This is a genomic window from Exiguobacterium sp. RIT341, from assembly GCF_000632205.1.
In the GTDB taxonomy this organism is placed as follows: Bacteria; Bacillota; Bacilli; order Exiguobacteriales; family Exiguobacteriaceae; genus Exiguobacterium_A.
In genome coordinates this window covers 761395-775386 of record NZ_JFYW01000001.1, presented here as the reverse complement: position 1 = coordinate 775386, position 13992 = coordinate 761395, and the positions used below count along the sequence as shown (strand labels likewise).

18 protein-coding genes are annotated in these 13992 nt (G+C 46.3%); 5 read left to right on the top strand and 13 right to left on the bottom strand.

Annotated features, from left to right (window positions below; all coding sequences use genetic code 11):
* Positions 1-6 precede the first annotated feature (6 nt).
* The 11 genes from BW42_RS03910 to BW42_RS03860 all read right to left on the bottom strand — a co-directional run bounded on the left by BW42_RS03910 (position 7) and on the right by BW42_RS03860 (position 9962).
* A complete protein-coding gene (locus BW42_RS03910; RefSeq protein ID WP_035407711.1) occupies positions 7-537 on the bottom strand; it encodes a nucleotidyltransferase family protein in 531 nt (176 codons plus the stop codon).
* Between the two features lie 155 nt (positions 538-692).
* On the bottom strand, positions 693-1616 hold the full coding sequence (locus tag BW42_RS03905; RefSeq protein ID WP_035407709.1) for a DMT family transporter: 924 nt from the start codon (positions 1614-1616) through the stop codon (positions 693-695).
* A 105-nt stretch (positions 1617-1721) separates the two neighbouring features.
* Entirely contained in the window at positions 1722-2192 is a 471-nt protein-coding gene (locus BW42_RS03900) for a hypothetical protein (RefSeq protein WP_035407707.1), read from the bottom strand.
* A gap of 31 nt (positions 2193-2223) precedes the next feature.
* Positions 2224-2541: a hypothetical protein gene (locus tag BW42_RS03895; protein ID WP_035407705.1), complete on the bottom strand. Its 318-nt coding sequence runs from the start codon at positions 2539-2541 to the stop codon at positions 2224-2226.
* 29 nt (positions 2542-2570) lie between these two features.
* Complete coding sequence (locus BW42_RS03890; protein ID WP_035407703.1) at positions 2571-5015, bottom strand: ABC transporter permease; 2445 nt, start codon at positions 5013-5015, stop codon at positions 2571-2573.
* Positions 5012-5761, bottom strand: a complete 750-nt coding sequence (locus BW42_RS03885) for an ABC transporter ATP-binding protein (protein WP_035407699.1) — start codon at positions 5759-5761, stop codon at positions 5012-5014. The genes BW42_RS03890 and BW42_RS03885 overlap by 4 nt, the downstream gene beginning before the upstream one ends.
* 97 nt (positions 5762-5858) lie before the next feature.
* Positions 5859-6281: a cytidine deaminase gene (locus BW42_RS03880; protein ID WP_035407695.1), complete on the bottom strand. Its 423-nt coding sequence runs from the start codon at positions 6279-6281 to the stop codon at positions 5859-5861.
* 10 nt (positions 6282-6291) lie between these two features.
* Positions 6292-7062, bottom strand: a complete 771-nt coding sequence (gene fetB, locus BW42_RS03875; protein ID WP_035407693.1) for an iron export ABC transporter permease subunit FetB — start codon at positions 7060-7062, stop codon at positions 6292-6294.
* Complete coding sequence (locus tag BW42_RS03870; protein WP_035407690.1) at positions 7059-7760, bottom strand: ATP-binding cassette domain-containing protein; 702 nt, start codon at positions 7758-7760, stop codon at positions 7059-7061. Before BW42_RS03870 ends, fetB begins: the two co-directional genes overlap by 4 nt.
* Positions 7761-7856: 96 nt before the next feature.
* A complete protein-coding gene (locus tag BW42_RS03865; protein WP_081780358.1) occupies positions 7857-8297 on the bottom strand; it encodes an NUDIX domain-containing protein in 441 nt (146 codons plus the stop codon).
* Between the two features lie 39 nt (positions 8298-8336).
* Positions 8337-9962: a M3 family metallopeptidase gene (locus BW42_RS03860; protein ID WP_035407687.1), complete on the bottom strand. Its 1626-nt coding sequence runs from the start codon at positions 9960-9962 to the stop codon at positions 8337-8339.
* Between the two features lie 159 nt (positions 9963-10121).
* On the opposite strand from BW42_RS03860, the gene BW42_RS03855 reads away from it, so the two are divergent.
* Positions 10122-10328, top strand: a complete 207-nt coding sequence (locus tag BW42_RS03855; RefSeq protein ID WP_035407684.1) for a helix-turn-helix transcriptional regulator — start codon at positions 10122-10124, stop codon at positions 10326-10328.
* Positions 10325-11023, top strand: a complete 699-nt coding sequence (locus BW42_RS03850) for a DUF3169 family protein (protein ID WP_035407681.1) — start codon at positions 10325-10327, stop codon at positions 11021-11023. Before BW42_RS03855 ends, BW42_RS03850 begins: the two co-directional genes overlap by 4 nt.
* A 44-nt stretch (positions 11024-11067) precedes the next feature.
* Here the strand turns inward: BW42_RS03850 and BW42_RS16250 are convergent, their stop codons facing one another.
* Positions 11068-11217 (bottom strand): hypothetical protein, encoded by a 150-nt coding sequence (locus tag BW42_RS16250; protein ID WP_197026211.1) that lies wholly within the window; start codon positions 11215-11217, stop codon positions 11068-11070.
* A 98-nt stretch (positions 11218-11315) separates the two neighbouring features.
* Here BW42_RS16250 and BW42_RS03845 point away from each other — a divergent pair, with 98 nt between their 5' ends.
* Together BW42_RS03845 and BW42_RS03840 are read left to right on the top strand one after the other, a co-directional pair.
* A complete protein-coding gene (locus tag BW42_RS03845; RefSeq protein WP_035407678.1) occupies positions 11316-11498 on the top strand; it encodes a hypothetical protein in 183 nt (60 codons plus the stop codon).
* 5 nt (positions 11499-11503) lie between these two features.
* Complete coding sequence (locus BW42_RS03840) at positions 11504-12367, top strand: NAD(P)-dependent oxidoreductase (RefSeq protein ID WP_035407675.1); 864 nt, start codon at positions 11504-11506, stop codon at positions 12365-12367.
* 48 nt (positions 12368-12415) lie between these two features.
* Here the strand turns inward: BW42_RS03840 and BW42_RS03835 are convergent, their stop codons facing one another.
* On the bottom strand, positions 12416-13414 hold the full coding sequence (locus BW42_RS03835; protein ID WP_052019008.1) for a phosphotransferase: 999 nt from the start codon (positions 13412-13414) through the stop codon (positions 12416-12418).
* A 77-nt stretch (positions 13415-13491) separates the two neighbouring features.
* On the opposite strand from BW42_RS03835, the gene BW42_RS03830 reads away from it, so the two are divergent.
* On the top strand, positions 13492-13893 hold the full coding sequence (locus BW42_RS03830; RefSeq protein ID WP_035407672.1) for a VOC family protein: 402 nt from the start codon (positions 13492-13494) through the stop codon (positions 13891-13893).
* Positions 13894-13992 lie beyond the last annotated feature (99 nt).

Below are 13992 nucleotides of genomic sequence, written 5' to 3'. Positions count from 1 at the left end.
CCTGTTTCATATACAAATATGTAGGCCTGTATTGTCTTGCCATCTTTTTTCGATCATCCGTCGCTGAAAAATCAAATGACGCGCGGTACCGATTTGAAAATGGGGTGTCGGGCGAATGATTCGATCCGTAAAGTCATCTGCCCCGTATGGAAGATAGAGTTCAAAGTCTGGTCGTCTCGTCACGCCGATTGGCGTGACGGTTTCAGGAAACTGTGCGATTGCATCTTGCGCTGATGCGTAAGGTGGCAAATCATTCACGAGATGCATCCGTGCTTGATTCTTGACGGACCACGGTAAATCTATCCATTCACATAATTGCCGCTCATGTCTTTTTTCCGTCGCTTCAGAAATATCCGATGGGTCAAAATAGACGATATCGATGTCCGACTGTGCGTTTTGATCAATGCCCCAAATCTTCGAACGAAGGACACCGGCACAAATCCACCAATCCGGTAAATCGAGTCGTTCTAAGATCTCTAGCATTTGTTGTAATTCATCGTCTTCTCGTAATCGTCGTTCGATATCCACTAGATTCATGCATTTAACCTCCGAATCCACTTCCTAAATGATGATTCTTTCTTCAGTTTACCTCAATTCATCGATTAGGAAATCATTTCCTGCTTTTTATTGAGAACGATTAAACAAACAGCTCGTTCTCAACGTATCTATCCATACGTTCGAACGAGCTGTTCTTAAATGCGGATCAACACGATACCTCCAAGCATGACAAGCAGACTGACGATCTGCACACCCGTGACCGGTTGTTTTTTTGCACCGAACCAACCGAAGCGGTCAATTAATAAGCTTCCGGTCAGTAACCCGATCGTGACGATGACGACGGCGAGTCCCGTACCAACGAGCGGAACGATGAACGCATTGCCGGCAACGAACAATGCACCAATCAATCCCCCAATCCAAATCCACGCGGGAAGTGGTTGGGTGCGATCCATTTGCCACTTTGTTCGTAGGATCAGATTTAGCAGCAGTAAGGTAACCGTTCCGATGACGAATGAGATTAATGCCCCTTTCACAGCTGACCCGAGAACACTTCCGAGATGGCCATTGATGGCCGTTTGAGCTGCGCTCATCATTCCCGTAACAATTCCGAGAATACGCCAAACGAGTAACGAGTTCTCTCGTGACTCCACATGTTGCTTCCGTCGTCGTGCCAAATAGTCACCGAGCGCGACCGTCCCAACGACGCCGAACAAAACAAGAATTGCTCCGATGATACGTGTCAGCGAGAGTGTAGTAACGTTCGCTTCAAACAATCCGAAATGATCGATCAACAGTCCCATGATGACTTGACCGAAAATCGGCATGATGACCGTTTGGACGCCTCCGAGTCGCGGAAACAACAAGATGTTCCCGGTCAAATAGATGACACCGAGTACCCCTCCAGCCCAGATCCAGTACGGTTCATCGGCAACAGCCGTGAGACCTGTGAGATTGCCATCGACAAGCAGCACGAGAAGTAGTAAGAATAGTGAGCCAATCGAAAAGGAAATCAGCGAAGCGAGGAATGGCGAACCGACGACGCCCCGCAATCGCGTATTGACACTCGTTTGAACCGGTACGAGCAAACCGATGATAAATCCAATGATGATTGCAAGCATACGAGGACCTCCTTATTCATGTGCCCTTTCATCATACGGCAGTCTCGCACGCTGAAGCGACCGGAATGCTCAAAAAGGAGCCGGTTCAACGACCGGCTCCACGAATTAAATCTTTTTCCACGACTTCGGATGCGTCCGCAATTCCTTCTTCGTCGGATGCTCGACATCGAGACGTTTTCCGTTTCGTTCAAGTAGCATATCTGATACGAGCAAAGCGATAGCAAACACGACGTAGACGGCAAAACTTAGGAAAAATGGTAAATCGAATACGATTAGTATTGGAAAGAATAATCCCATTAAAATGACAAACAGAAAATCCGTTACATACTGCCATTGAATGATTTTCTTCATCTGTGGTTCTATCGTTAAAGCCATATCACGTTCGACTTCTTGCGAGTGGATCCGCGCAATCCAGACTAGTGCTACAAATAATAAAAATAGTGGCCAGTACATGTCCCGATTGGCGACGACCAACAGGATGCTAAAGCCGTACAGTAACGAGCTGTACAAACGTGGTTTAGCGAGTTGACGTTTTTCTTCTTGAATGAACGCGATACGTTCGGCTTTCGTTTTCATTTAAATCCCCCAACTGATTCAACGTACCTGTTTAATCTGATCGAACGGTTCGTGATCGACCAATGTATTCGACCTTATTCTGAAATACGCGGTACATCCGGTATTCTCCAGTCGGTGCCGATTTCAATTGAACGGCAATCTGGTGACGTCGTGATTTTGATGATTCGGACGCTACGAAATAAGGTTTGACTGACGCGATATTGTCGCGCCCGAACTGCTTCGTCACGTGCCGAACGACTTGCACTTCAACAATCTGCTCATAGGTTGCATCCCGTTCATCTGCGATCATCCACCAACCAACACCGCCAATCACTACAAGTAATAAAATCGCCCCGATCGTTTTTCGCATTTCGATCCCCCCGGTTCACTTGCCCATACTTACTGTTTCAATTCGTGAACGAGGTTTTCCTGCTTCCGTCGGGTGACGAACCAAGCGATGGCTAGGACAAGCACCACCAAACCGGCAATCGTTCCAGCAATCGTCGGGACGTTGAGATAGAATGATCCTGTATCATCAATCCGTGTCACGAAGATTGTCGCACCAAGACCACTAATCAGTCCAAAGATGATGCCGCTCCCAATGAACAAGAGCATTTGAATGAGTGTCAATTGACGCAGCCTGTTTCGAGTCAGCGCAATCGTTCGTAGCAAGGCATACTCGCCTCGTTTTCCACTCACGAAACTGAGTAAGGCGTTTGCAAGTCCGAACCAGACGGATCCACTCATGACGACAAGCGCAATGATGAAGACGAACCAACGTTCCGTCGTTTGTTGCTCCGCATCATGAAGCGCGTCAGATAGTCGATTCATTTGCAATGTCGGATAACTTTGCGTGATCTCTGATAATTTTTTTGTCACTTGCGCCTTCTTTAACTCGGATGGAACGTCGATAAAGACATTCAAGATGTGATCGCTTGGTTGCCGTAGCTCCTCATTCCGCCAATCCACGAGGATGTCTGGTGCTATCTTCTTTTCGATTCCAACGATTCGGAATTGACCGAGCGAAACGCTTCGCTCTTGTTCCCCATCCCATCGGCCGAGCGGCAACGTATCGCCTTTTTGGAGACTGTGTTTTTTAGCGAAGGTACGTGAGATGATGATTCCGTCTGTGTCACTCGTCTGTTCTCCCTCTAAGACGTCAAGACGACGATAGTCCGTCACTTCGTACTCGATTGAGACATCTTCCTGAAGCAACTGGTATTCAAAGGAGCTTCGAGACGATAGGAAGGTCGCTTTTGCGCCAGGTAACTCGGTTTCAATCCGTCGAATCAATTGTAGCGGGTCTCCTTGCGATCCTTCATCTAAACGACTCTTTAAGACGACCTCCGTCGGATATTGGCTGATGATGTACTTCCGCTCGTTTTGTTGCACCGTCTCAAGGAACGTCGAGCCGATGACGACGATGATCATCAAGACTTGAACGATCAGCATCAACCAGGCATTTTTCCGAAGTTGCGGCAACACGCCCCGGAAGGCGACGAAACTCGTCGGTCCCGCTAACCGACGAACAATCGGTTCCGCTCGATGGAGCACTCCCTTCAAGAGCAGTGGCGTCGCAAGATACATCGTCAGTAAAAAGGCGATGGTTGCACAGATCCAGGTCATCGCCCGCGCCCCTTCTGTGCTTGCGATCACTTCTGCGAATAAGATCAAGCTAGCAGTCAACCCACTACTAGCAAGGACGAGACGTTTTCGTCGTGTTGGTCGTGACGCTGTTTTTAGATTTTCTCGTAAGACGTGGAGCGGTAAGACATCCCGTTTTCGGTAAGCAGTGCTCGCGAGCAACAGCAGAATTAACAAGGCACTACCGAACGTTACGAGCATCAAGAACGCTCCCTGTTCAATCATGAGGGAGACAATCATCTTACCCTCTGTCGGCCATACGAGTTGACCAAGTAACGGTAAGCAAATACTCCCTAGAATCGTAAGCATCATTCCGGCTAAGACAATCAACCCAGATTGAACGAAGAACAGCTGGAACAGTTGTCGTGTTGTCGCTCCAAGCGTCCGCATGATCGCAAATTGGACAGCATGTTTACGTAAATACAAGTCGAAGTTCGCCATCAAGATGAAGCCGGAGACGACAAGGATTAGCAATGATAAGATTCCAATATAGCCATTCATCGCTGGAGAGAGTGCTTGTCCTTCTGAAAGCTCAACGCGGAGCTTCGGATTCGATTGGACGAGCGTATCGGCATAGCGTACGACATCCTTCCCTTCTTTCATATCGAGCAAAATTGCTTTGGTTTCGCTTATGTGATGTTTTTGCAAATCAGCATATGAAAGCAGGACTTGATCTTGCGCGTTCTTTGATGTTTTGGTGTCCGGTAGAATCTCGCGAATCTGATACGTTTCTTCTCCGACGCGAAGCGTTTGCCCGACACTACGATCAAGCGAAGTCGCGAGTCGAGCTGACATGATCGCTTCTCCCTGTTTCAACTCGTTCGTGAAATGATACCGACTTTTCGTCAGGGCATCCGAATGAACTCCTATCGTCTCCACGTCGGCCATTGTTTGACCAGCGACGCGCGCTGTCGTCTGTAAGATCGACTCTGCTCTCAAGACATCGTGATCCTTTTTAAGTTGCTCAAACACGGACTGATCCTTCCGCTCGTCTTCAGGTGTATATTTGACCGTCAGATCGACTTGACCATATCTTTGTACACGATCTGTCTCGATTGCGGCTTGATTATGTAGTAAAAAAATGACCATCGTTAAGACGAGACCGATCGAAATCATGACGCTTCCGATTGAGGTCACTAAAATCATCGGACTTTTACGGTACAGTCGGTGGGAAAGACGGAAGAGATGTTGTCGTTTCATACAGCCCCCACGAACTGCTCGTATGTCTCTAAGATCGGTGCCACATCACCGGTCGACAGCTGATCGGCAACGATCTGTCCATCATGGAAATACAGCACACGTTTCGCATGAGCAGCTACGGTCGCATCATGGGTCACGAGCAAGATACTCGTTTGTTGTTCGCGATTGAGTTCTTGAAGCAATTGCATGATTTCAGCAGATGTCTTGAAATCGAGGTTCCCCGTCGGCTCATCCGCTAAGATGATCGGTGGTCGACTGATCAAGGCACGTGCAATCGCGACACGTTGTTGTTGTCCACCCGACAGCTCTTGCGGTCGATGATTGTTCCACTTCGTCAGTCCGACTCGTTTGAGCCAAGTCTCTACCTCTTGGTTGATCGTTTTGTCATCCATCCCCTTCAACATCAATGGTAAGGCGATGTTCTCCTGGACCGTCAAGTCATCGAGTAAATGAAACGATTGAAAGATGAACCCGATGTGTTGCTGACGGTATAACGTCGCAGCAGGTTCAGTGAAGATGTCGCGTTGCCGTTTTTCTTTTAAGGTCAACGTTCCACCGGTTGGCGCGTCAAGCGCTCCCAGGATATTCAACAGTGTACTTTTCCCGGAGCCACTCGTGCCCATGATGGCGATGAACCCTCCTTCCTCTAACGTAAAGCTGACTTGCTTCAATGCATGAATCGTCTCCGTACCACGTATGTAGGTTTTTGATAACCGTTCGACTTCTAATAAAGCTGACACGCAAATCCCTCCTTAATTATTCCGTCTTTATCATAACCATAATAAGGATTTTTTAGAAGTAAATGCAAAAAAAATCCTCATCTAAACGATGAGGATTTACTGGTTATTGTCGGACATATTTCAATGGAATCAAATCCGCAATCCGGACTTTCGTCAATTGATCGTCGATCGTTAAGAGGACAAATGCGTCCGGTGCATAGTCGGAAATCAATTCGCGACACATACCGCACGGACTGACGACATGAATCGTTCGGTCCGTCTCATCCGAATAGGGATGTCGAACTGCGACGATCGTTTCAAAATCTGTCAATCCATCCGTGATGGCGGAACCGATTGTGATGGCTTCCGCGCACACCGTCACTCGTCCGATATAGGCTTCGACGTGAACGCCCACTTTCGTCGCGCCATCTTTTGTCCGCAACGCAGCTGCGACGTGATGTTTATCGTCAGCGTAACGGCTTTGAATCGTTTCGGTTGCTAGTTCGACCAGTTGCAGGTCGGCTTCAGTAATCGGATAAGTCTGCATAACGTGCTCCTTACGTGTCTTTTTTCTTATAGGTCAAACCGATGAATTGTGCTTTTTCATTGAATAGTCGACGGTAGGATAGAAAACCAACGAGGACCGATGCCATCGCCGCCGTCGTCAAGATCAGGAATAGAATCAATAGTTGATAAAGGACCGCTTCCATTGGATCCGCGCCACCGATGATCAACCCACTCATCATCCCTGGCAATTGGACGAGGCCCATCGTTTTTTGCGCTTCAATCGTTGGAATCATACTTGTCCGGATCGCGCCTTTTAAGCTCGTATCAATCGCTGTCTTCGCATCTCCACCAAGCGAAAGAATCAGTTCGATGACCTCGTCGCTTCGTTCGACCTCGTCCTTGAACTTATTAAGAAACAACAAGGACAAGATCATACAGTTCCCAATGACCATCCCGCTGATCGGAATGACTTGCTGAGCTTCAAACGGAATGATTTGTAATCCAAGCAAAATGCCCATCGTCAATGCTTCGACCGCAATCAATGTCAACAAGATGATCCACTGGATCCCGGGAATCCCGTCCCCTTTACGGATGACGTTCAGTGTCGCTGCACCGATCATCAACAGAATCATGAGTAACATGAAAATTGGACTGCCGCTTTCAAAGACGAACGTCAAAATATAACCGATGATCAAGAGTTGGACGATTGATCGAACGGTTGCGATGAGGATGTCCTTCTCTAGACCAAGCCGTAACGTCCGCGCTAAGACGAGGGGGATCAAAATGAAGATCAGCGAAGTCGCCAGTTGGAGGTAACTCATACCGATACCCCCTTCAAGAACGCTTGTGTCTCTGCTTGACCACTTGAAACGAGTTCTTTAAAAGCACCAGACTCGATCAATCGACCGTCTTTTAAAAACCAGACGTCGTCGCTGACCCGCTTGGCTTGCTCTAAGTCATGCGTAATCCAAATGATCGTCGTCTGCAACTCCTGCTGTAAATCAAGAATCAGCTTCTCAATTTCTTGTACCATCCGGTAATCGAGACTTGCCGTGATTTCGTCAAGCAACAGGACGTCCGGTCGATTAACGAGTGTTCGTGCGATTCCGAGTCGGCTCCGTTCGCCACCGGACAAATCTTTGACCGGTCGTTCAAGTTCGACGGATAGTTCGACTTGTTGTAGCAAGCGTTCCGCTTCTTCGCGTGACAACGATTCACCGAAGATTGATTTCGGTAAATTGATATTATCGTAGACGGTACCGGGAATCATCGGCGCACTTTGAAACGCCATTCCGATTCGTTTGCGGACATCGAGCAGATTCATCTGCTCGAGTAGTTCGCCTCGAAAACAAATCTCGCCGCGATCGGGAGAAATAAGTCCGTTGATGTGTTTCAATGTCGTGGATTTTCCGGCACCACTCGGTCCGACAAGTGTCGTGATGACACCTTCGCGGAACTCACCGGTTAATCCATGTAAGATGTGTTGATAGCTGACTTCGTCAAACGTAAGAATCGACATACTATGTGTTCACCTGACTTTCTGCAAATTTCGGGTAAGGCTCCTGTAGTGTTGTACCCGAAAATCCGTCACCTTAGTACGTCAAGTAACACTTCCTTACGTATGAACGATTTCTCCGGCAAAATCATATGGTACCGTTCGACCAGCAAAAAGCGACTCTTTTGACGCTTCCGGTAAATTAAGATGTTTGAACGCTTCTTCACGGTCCATCCAGACGAGTCCGGAAATTTCTTCTGGAACATTCGTCTTCAATTGACCGGAAGTGATTTCTCCCGCGAAGAAGAAAAACAGACAATGTTCCCCCGCTTGCGGGAAGAATGCTTCCGCCACATGAACGATGTCCCCTGGAATGATGGTGAAGCCTGTCTCCTCCAGTACTTCACGCGTGATTGCCGTATGTAACGTTTCGTCACGCTCGACGGTTCCTCTCGGCAGTGTATAGTAGTCACCGTGTTCGCCACGGTTCTCGACCATCAATATCTGACTGCCTGTAGTATTGAATAACGTCGCATAGACAATGTTTTTACGTATATTCATGTTCGTCCTCCTATCGTTTTGTACATCTGTCGCTCCGGATTAAGACTTTCTCTTTTTAACATCTTCATCGTCTAATTGATCTAACTCATTTATCCAAGCTTCGATTTGACCTTCTAGAAATGTCAGCAACTCTCTCATTTTCGCATCACTCGGTAAGAATGACACACCCGCTCTCGCATAAACCTCTTGAAGCGAATGGGTTTGACTGAGCGCTAAAGCTGCAAGGAAGTCCTTCATCGTTTGGTCAGGATCTTTCGTATAACGGTGATACAACTGAAGAGCGGCAAGCTGCGCTATAGCATACTCAATGTAATAGAAAGGCGTCTCAAAGAGATGAATGACACTCATCCATTCGAGTCCTTTCCAATCAGGCGTTTCCGACCAATCGAGGATGTCCGTATCATAGGTCTCCCGGAGACGTGCAAAAGAAGCTTGTCGTTCTTCCGGCAGATGTTCAGGGTGAGCATAGAGCCATGATTGAAAACGATCGACGATGATCGTTTGCGGCAAGAACTCCACTATCGAACGGATCTGTTCGAGTTTCGCTCGGGCAACGTCTCTTCGATCTGGAATCACTTGGTGCCACTCGTTCATCGTCAACAGCTCAAGTGACATGGCGGCGAATTCCCCTACTTCGAGCGGAATCGGTTGAAGTCCATCATACGTCTCTTTCATTGCATCGTGATGGACGGCATGCCCCATCTCGTGCATGAAGATGACGAGATCATCGAATGTCTGCATACGATTCATGAACAAGAATGATTGACGTTCGACGGGTAAATACTCACAAAATCCTCCTCCAGCTTTGTTTGAACGGGCATCGATATCGAGATGAACCGCTTGGCGCATTTCTTGTAATATGTCAGCAAAAGACGGATGAACGCTCTCAAGAATCGCTTGTGCCTTATCTAAAAATGAAGCGTCAGAACCGGTTATGCGATGATCAATCTGCGTATAGGCCGATTGCCGGACGTCCCACGGATGGAGCGCCTGTTTGCCAAGAAACGTTTGTTGCTCGAGCTGAAATTGCTGTTTAACCGGTCGGAAATAAGTTTGAACGATGCTGGCGTAATGATTGACATCCTTGCTTGAATAATCGATACGACCAAGCTCCGAAAAAGCCAATTCTTCGTAACCCGCCTGATGGCTTGCAGAAGCACGCACTTGTCGCAAGTCGACAAGTTGCGAAAATAATCGTCGAATGACGGATTCATTCGTCCGGAACGCTTCTTCAATCGATAAGAATGCTTGTTTCCGTGTCGGCTCATCTGCATCAAATAAGGCGGCATAGAGATCAGAAACCGCTTCTCCTGATTGTGTCAGCATCGTTGCCTCAATCCGAAGATACTCTTGGATGAGACGCGCTTCCTCTTCCGTTACACTCGTCGCTCTGAGTGACTGTTTCCAGAGTGCTCGCGTTCGGAGTGGGACATCGTCGCGAGAGATAAGATTCATTTTTACCGAACGTCTTAACGTATCGAGTTTGTCTGATAGCTGCTGACGTCCTTGTTCGTATGTATTACTTGCGTCCGAGTCTGTCACGTCTTGGAGATAGGTGATTTTTTGTTTGAGTAGTGTCTCTTCGATTTGTAGAACCGAAGCGATTCGGCACGCAACATCCTCATCATGATAAAAAACATCGTTTACAGATGACTGAGATTTCATCGATGTGTTTCACATCTCCTTTCGACTTATTCTAGTATACAATTTATCCCATCGATATGATTGATTTACATATTAATGACCATCATATTATCTTTTTTGACTATTATCGTTGTCAAAAAGACTATGATAAGTTACATTATATAGGAGGTGAATCCCTATATGAAATCCCGCTTAAAAGAATTACGTGCTCGTCACGGATGGAATCAGTCTGAACTGGCGCGGCGTGCAAACATTTCACGCCAGACAATCAGCTTAATCGAGCGTGAAGAATTCATGCCTTCGCTATTGATTGCTGTCAAAATTTCTCGTGTGTTTGATACGCCGTTAGAAGAAATTTTTTATTTCGATGAGGAGGAATTAATATGAAAAAAGAAGCAATCAAAGTCATCATCGCAGCACTGCTCGGTTTCATTAGTAGCTATATCGTTATGTCTGTCTTCAAACATACCAGCTTGTCAAAGTTTGAACTATCGCTCTATCTTAATTACATATTCACTGGTCTTTTCGTTATCTTGACGGTTCTTACCCTCAGTTATATCGTGCGCTATTTGCAAATTCGTCAATTGACTCGACGTCCTGTTTCTTCAGACGACGAGGATGCGATTGACGGTCAAGTGAATCGATACTATGCGGATGGCATGATGATGGTTCAGGTTTCTACTCTTCTCAGCATCGGTCTCGCATCTTTTAGCATCATCGAAAATCATTTCGGACTTCATTTATTACTAAGTGGTCTCTTTTTCATCATCAGTAGTTTTGCATCCTATTATTATCTTAATCTTATGCGTCACATCTACCCAAACCGTGATTTCCCAAAGTACTCGGAAACAAACTATGTCAAAAAGCTATTTGCCGCCTCAGATGACGGAGAACGACACGTTATGTTAGAAGGTCTCATTCGTTCACAATCTTCGTTGCAACTCCTATTGATGGGTGTCATCGTCGTATTGGTCATTTATTCGTATGAAACCGGACAGTCTCAGATCTTCGCAATCAGTTTATTGATTATCGCCTTGATTTGGAGCAACGCGAAATATTTCCTTTATGTACGCAATCGCTAAAAAGGAGCATACAGTCAATCGACCGGATGCTCCTTGACATGCCTTCAAAAATCACGATGATTTTGCTGCTGATGGACGTCGTGCTGGTTCAGCGTATACTCCTGACCATCGAGCGAACGATGCTTCGACTGACTGCGCGCTGAAATGAACCAGACGACTCCACCGACGGCGAGAAAAATAGCAATGAAGATCATAGACACCTTTCTTTAGATTCTTTTTTTACTTTATTCTTCCAACATCCTTAATTTTCCTTTACGATAAGGTAGAAGATAAAAATATAGGGAGCGATAGGATGTTTGGTAAAGAACCGACATGCATTCATTGTGGCAAAACGATCGAAGGAAACGAAAAGGTTTATATCCAGATGCGTTATCCAAAACATCGCGGGATGACGGAAGTAAAAGCTTACTTAAAAAGCGAAGGTCGTTTCATTTGTGAGAAATGTTTCGCTGAAAAGACGGAGTCAAAGGAGTAAGCATCATGAACTTAAACGAGAGTACGATTTTGATTACAGGGATGACCGGGACGCTTGGCTCACGTGTCGCGCAACGTTTTCTTAAAGAAGCGTGTGAAGTTCGAGGACTCTATCGTTCTCAGGAACAGGCGGATCACTATTCAACAAATGACGTTATTCCAATCATCGGTGAGCTCGGTAATCCGGCTTCGCTTCTTGCAGCACTTCAAGGCGTCGATCTCTTGATCCACTGTGCTGCCTACCTTGGGGATGACCCCGACTTAGCGGAAGAAGCAAACGTCACAGGTGTGAAACATCTCGCCGATGCTGCAACAAATGCTTGTGTCAAGCGCATCATACATATCTCGACGACTTCCGTTTACGGAGAAGTCGTGAGTGGACATTTTTCGGAAACGTCACCGCTCCTACCGTCAGAGCACGTCTACATTCATACAAAGCAGTTATCGGAACGCCTGTTACAGGAATATACACCCGATTCCGATTTAATCATCCTCCGACCTGGTTCTATTTGTGCCGAGGAACAATCCTACTGGGGGGATCGACAAGTCGAGCGGATGAAAGTGGCAGATCTCATTACTTGGGTACACCCGGAAGACGTCGTTCCGTGGATCCATGCGGATAACCTAGTCGAGATGATTGTCCTTGCTGCAACAAATGCGCAAGATGGGGACATCTTTAATGCGATTGATGTTAATCTGCCAGAAACAGATTTCCGCATGAAATTGATTGAAGCAAGTGGTAAACCATTTAAAGCACCAGATCGTCCAGCGGAACAAGCGACATTTTCGAATGATCGCATCAAGCAATTAGGGTATGTTCCGTTTCGTACTCCTGAATCAACCGTTGAACTTCTAGTCAAGTCGTTTTAATAACGAAAGAGGCATCGAATCGAATGATTCAGTGCCTCTTTCTTATGATCATCTTGCTATTATCCACTTAATCCCGAGATTCCGATCGTGAACCTGTAGTTCTTTTATCGTCAAAAGAACCTGTTCTGTCCCGAGCATCCGTTCCACTTCAGGTATACCATGTTTCCCGAATGAGCGATCCAGATTGAATCGAAGCCAATCTAGCTTCCCTTGGACACTGATGTCAATGATGTATACCCAGTCAACGATAGGCAAAGATTGCTCTGTTTGATAGCCGTCAAGGAAAGCAGAAAATCGATCATGATCAAACGTGTCGTCTTTACGCTTTGACCAATAACAGGCGGTCTCAAATAAATCGACGGCACGATGAATCAACCCTGCAGACTCCCAGTCGATCAAGACCGGATCATTTGTTGTCCAGAGAACATTTTTCGGATCAAGATCACGGTGGCTGACGATCCAGTCTGTAGATAGTTGAAGTTTTGCTTCCTGTGCCAATCGTTCCAGTCGTTGTAGCTGTTCCTGCTCTTCGACTAGCAACTGTAGCCAGTCTGATTGCTGTCGCTTTTTTTCTTCTAGGTAATCGTTCCAATCGATTGGCATACTGGAGGTATCCGGCTGTGAAAAACCAGTCGTCGCCACGGAAAGACCGTGTAACCTTCCTAGTTGAACTCCGATTTGTCGTGCATGTGCCGGTCGAATTTGATCGGCTGATAACGTCTCGCCATCGACCCAATCAAACAAAAGGTAATCAGAACCATTAATCGTCTGTACCACTTGATCGTTGACGCGATGCGCTGGTAATGCTGCTAAGTAAAGAGATGCTTGCATCGCAACGTCTTCTGACATTTTAAAGTTGTTTCGTGCTTCAGAGCGTCGCATGATTTCCGGATTCAATCGTTTTAAGACATAGAATCCTGTTGTTGTCTGTAGTCGCCACGACTCATGCAGAAGACCACCCGTCAATCGGACAGGTTCGCTGATCGTTTGCCCTAACGAAAAACGTTCACACATCAAATTTATGGCATGTTGCATCGTATTCTCCATTTCTATTACTCCAACTGATTCGCGAAATGCTACACTAGTTCTGCATGAGTTCATTGAACACGAAGGAAGGTTTTAGTATGAAACAAATTCATCACATCTGCATTCAGACGACAGATTACGTCGCATCCAAACAATTTTATGAACAGCTCGGGTTCACGCTCGTTCAGGAATCGCCTGGTTTTCATGATCGCGACTTTAACAGCTGGTTACGACTCGGTGATTTCTATATCGAGTTACAGACACCCAAATCCGGTCAACCGTTCACCGATTACACGAAACAAGCAGCGGGTCCTGTTCATTTCGCCCTCTATGTTGACGACTTGCAAGAGGAAGTAACACGACTGGAACAACTCGGGATGCCTTTTTTACCAAAACACGGTGGCAACATCTATTTCGTCGTCGATGGACATCTGAGTAAATTAAAAGCACCGGAAGGAACGATCATTGAATTGCGCGATACGTTTGCGATTGAGAGCTAAATCTTTATTATTCCTGCTTAGATTTTTTTATAACCATTTAAGAAGGGTTATCGCCTTAATTTATTTTATAGTTATAGTACCATGCTGTTCACTCTGTTC

Bases quoted from the DNA above. Each gene is read 5' to 3' on its own strand.
- BW42_RS03910 (WP_035407711.1), bottom strand. From the start codon at position 537: ATGAATCTAGTGGATATCGAACGACGATTACGAGAAGACGATGAATTA.
- BW42_RS03905 (WP_035407709.1), bottom strand. From the start codon at position 1,616: ATGCTTGCAATCATCATTGGATTTATCATCGGTTTGCTCGTACCGGTT.
- BW42_RS03900 (WP_035407707.1), bottom strand. From the start codon at position 2,192: ATGAAAACGAAAGCCGAACGTATCGCGTTCATTCAAGAAGAAAAACGT.
- BW42_RS03895 (WP_035407705.1), bottom strand. From the start codon at position 2,541: ATGCGAAAAACGATCGGGGCGATTTTATTACTTGTAGTGATTGGCGGT.
- BW42_RS03890 (WP_035407703.1), bottom strand. From the start codon at position 5,015: ATGAAACGACAACATCTCTTCCGTCTTTCCCACCGACTGTACCGTAAA.
- BW42_RS03880 (WP_035407695.1), bottom strand. From the start codon at position 6,281: ATGCAGACTTATCCGATTACTGAAGCCGACCTGCAACTGGTCGAACTA.
- fetB (WP_035407693.1), bottom strand. From the start codon at position 7,062: ATGAGTTACCTCCAACTGGCGACTTCGCTGATCTTCATTTTGATCCCC.
- BW42_RS03870 (WP_035407690.1), bottom strand. From the start codon at position 7,760: ATGTCGATTCTTACGTTTGACGAAGTCAGCTATCAACACATCTTACAT.
- BW42_RS03865 (WP_081780358.1), bottom strand. From the start codon at position 8,297: ATGAATATACGTAAAAACATTGTCTATGCGACGTTATTCAATACTACA.
- BW42_RS03860 (WP_035407687.1), bottom strand. From the start codon at position 9,962: ATGAAATCTCAGTCATCTGTAAACGATGTTTTTTATCATGATGAGGAT.
- BW42_RS03855 (WP_035407684.1), top strand. From the start codon at position 10,122: ATGAAATCCCGCTTAAAAGAATTACGTGCTCGTCACGGATGGAATCAG.
- BW42_RS03850 (WP_035407681.1), top strand. From the start codon at position 10,325: ATGAAAAAAGAAGCAATCAAAGTCATCATCGCAGCACTGCTCGGTTTC.
- BW42_RS16250 (WP_197026211.1), bottom strand. From the start codon at position 11,217: ATGATCTTCATTGCTATTTTTCTCGCCGTCGGTGGAGTCGTCTGGTTC.
- BW42_RS03845 (WP_035407678.1), top strand. From the start codon at position 11,316: ATGTTTGGTAAAGAACCGACATGCATTCATTGTGGCAAAACGATCGAA.
- BW42_RS03840 (WP_035407675.1), top strand. From the start codon at position 11,504: ATGAACTTAAACGAGAGTACGATTTTGATTACAGGGATGACCGGGACG.
- BW42_RS03835 (WP_052019008.1), bottom strand. From the start codon at position 13,414: ATGGAGAATACGATGCAACATGCCATAAATTTGATGTGTGAACGTTTT.
- BW42_RS03830 (WP_035407672.1), top strand. From the start codon at position 13,492: ATGAAACAAATTCATCACATCTGCATTCAGACGACAGATTACGTCGCA.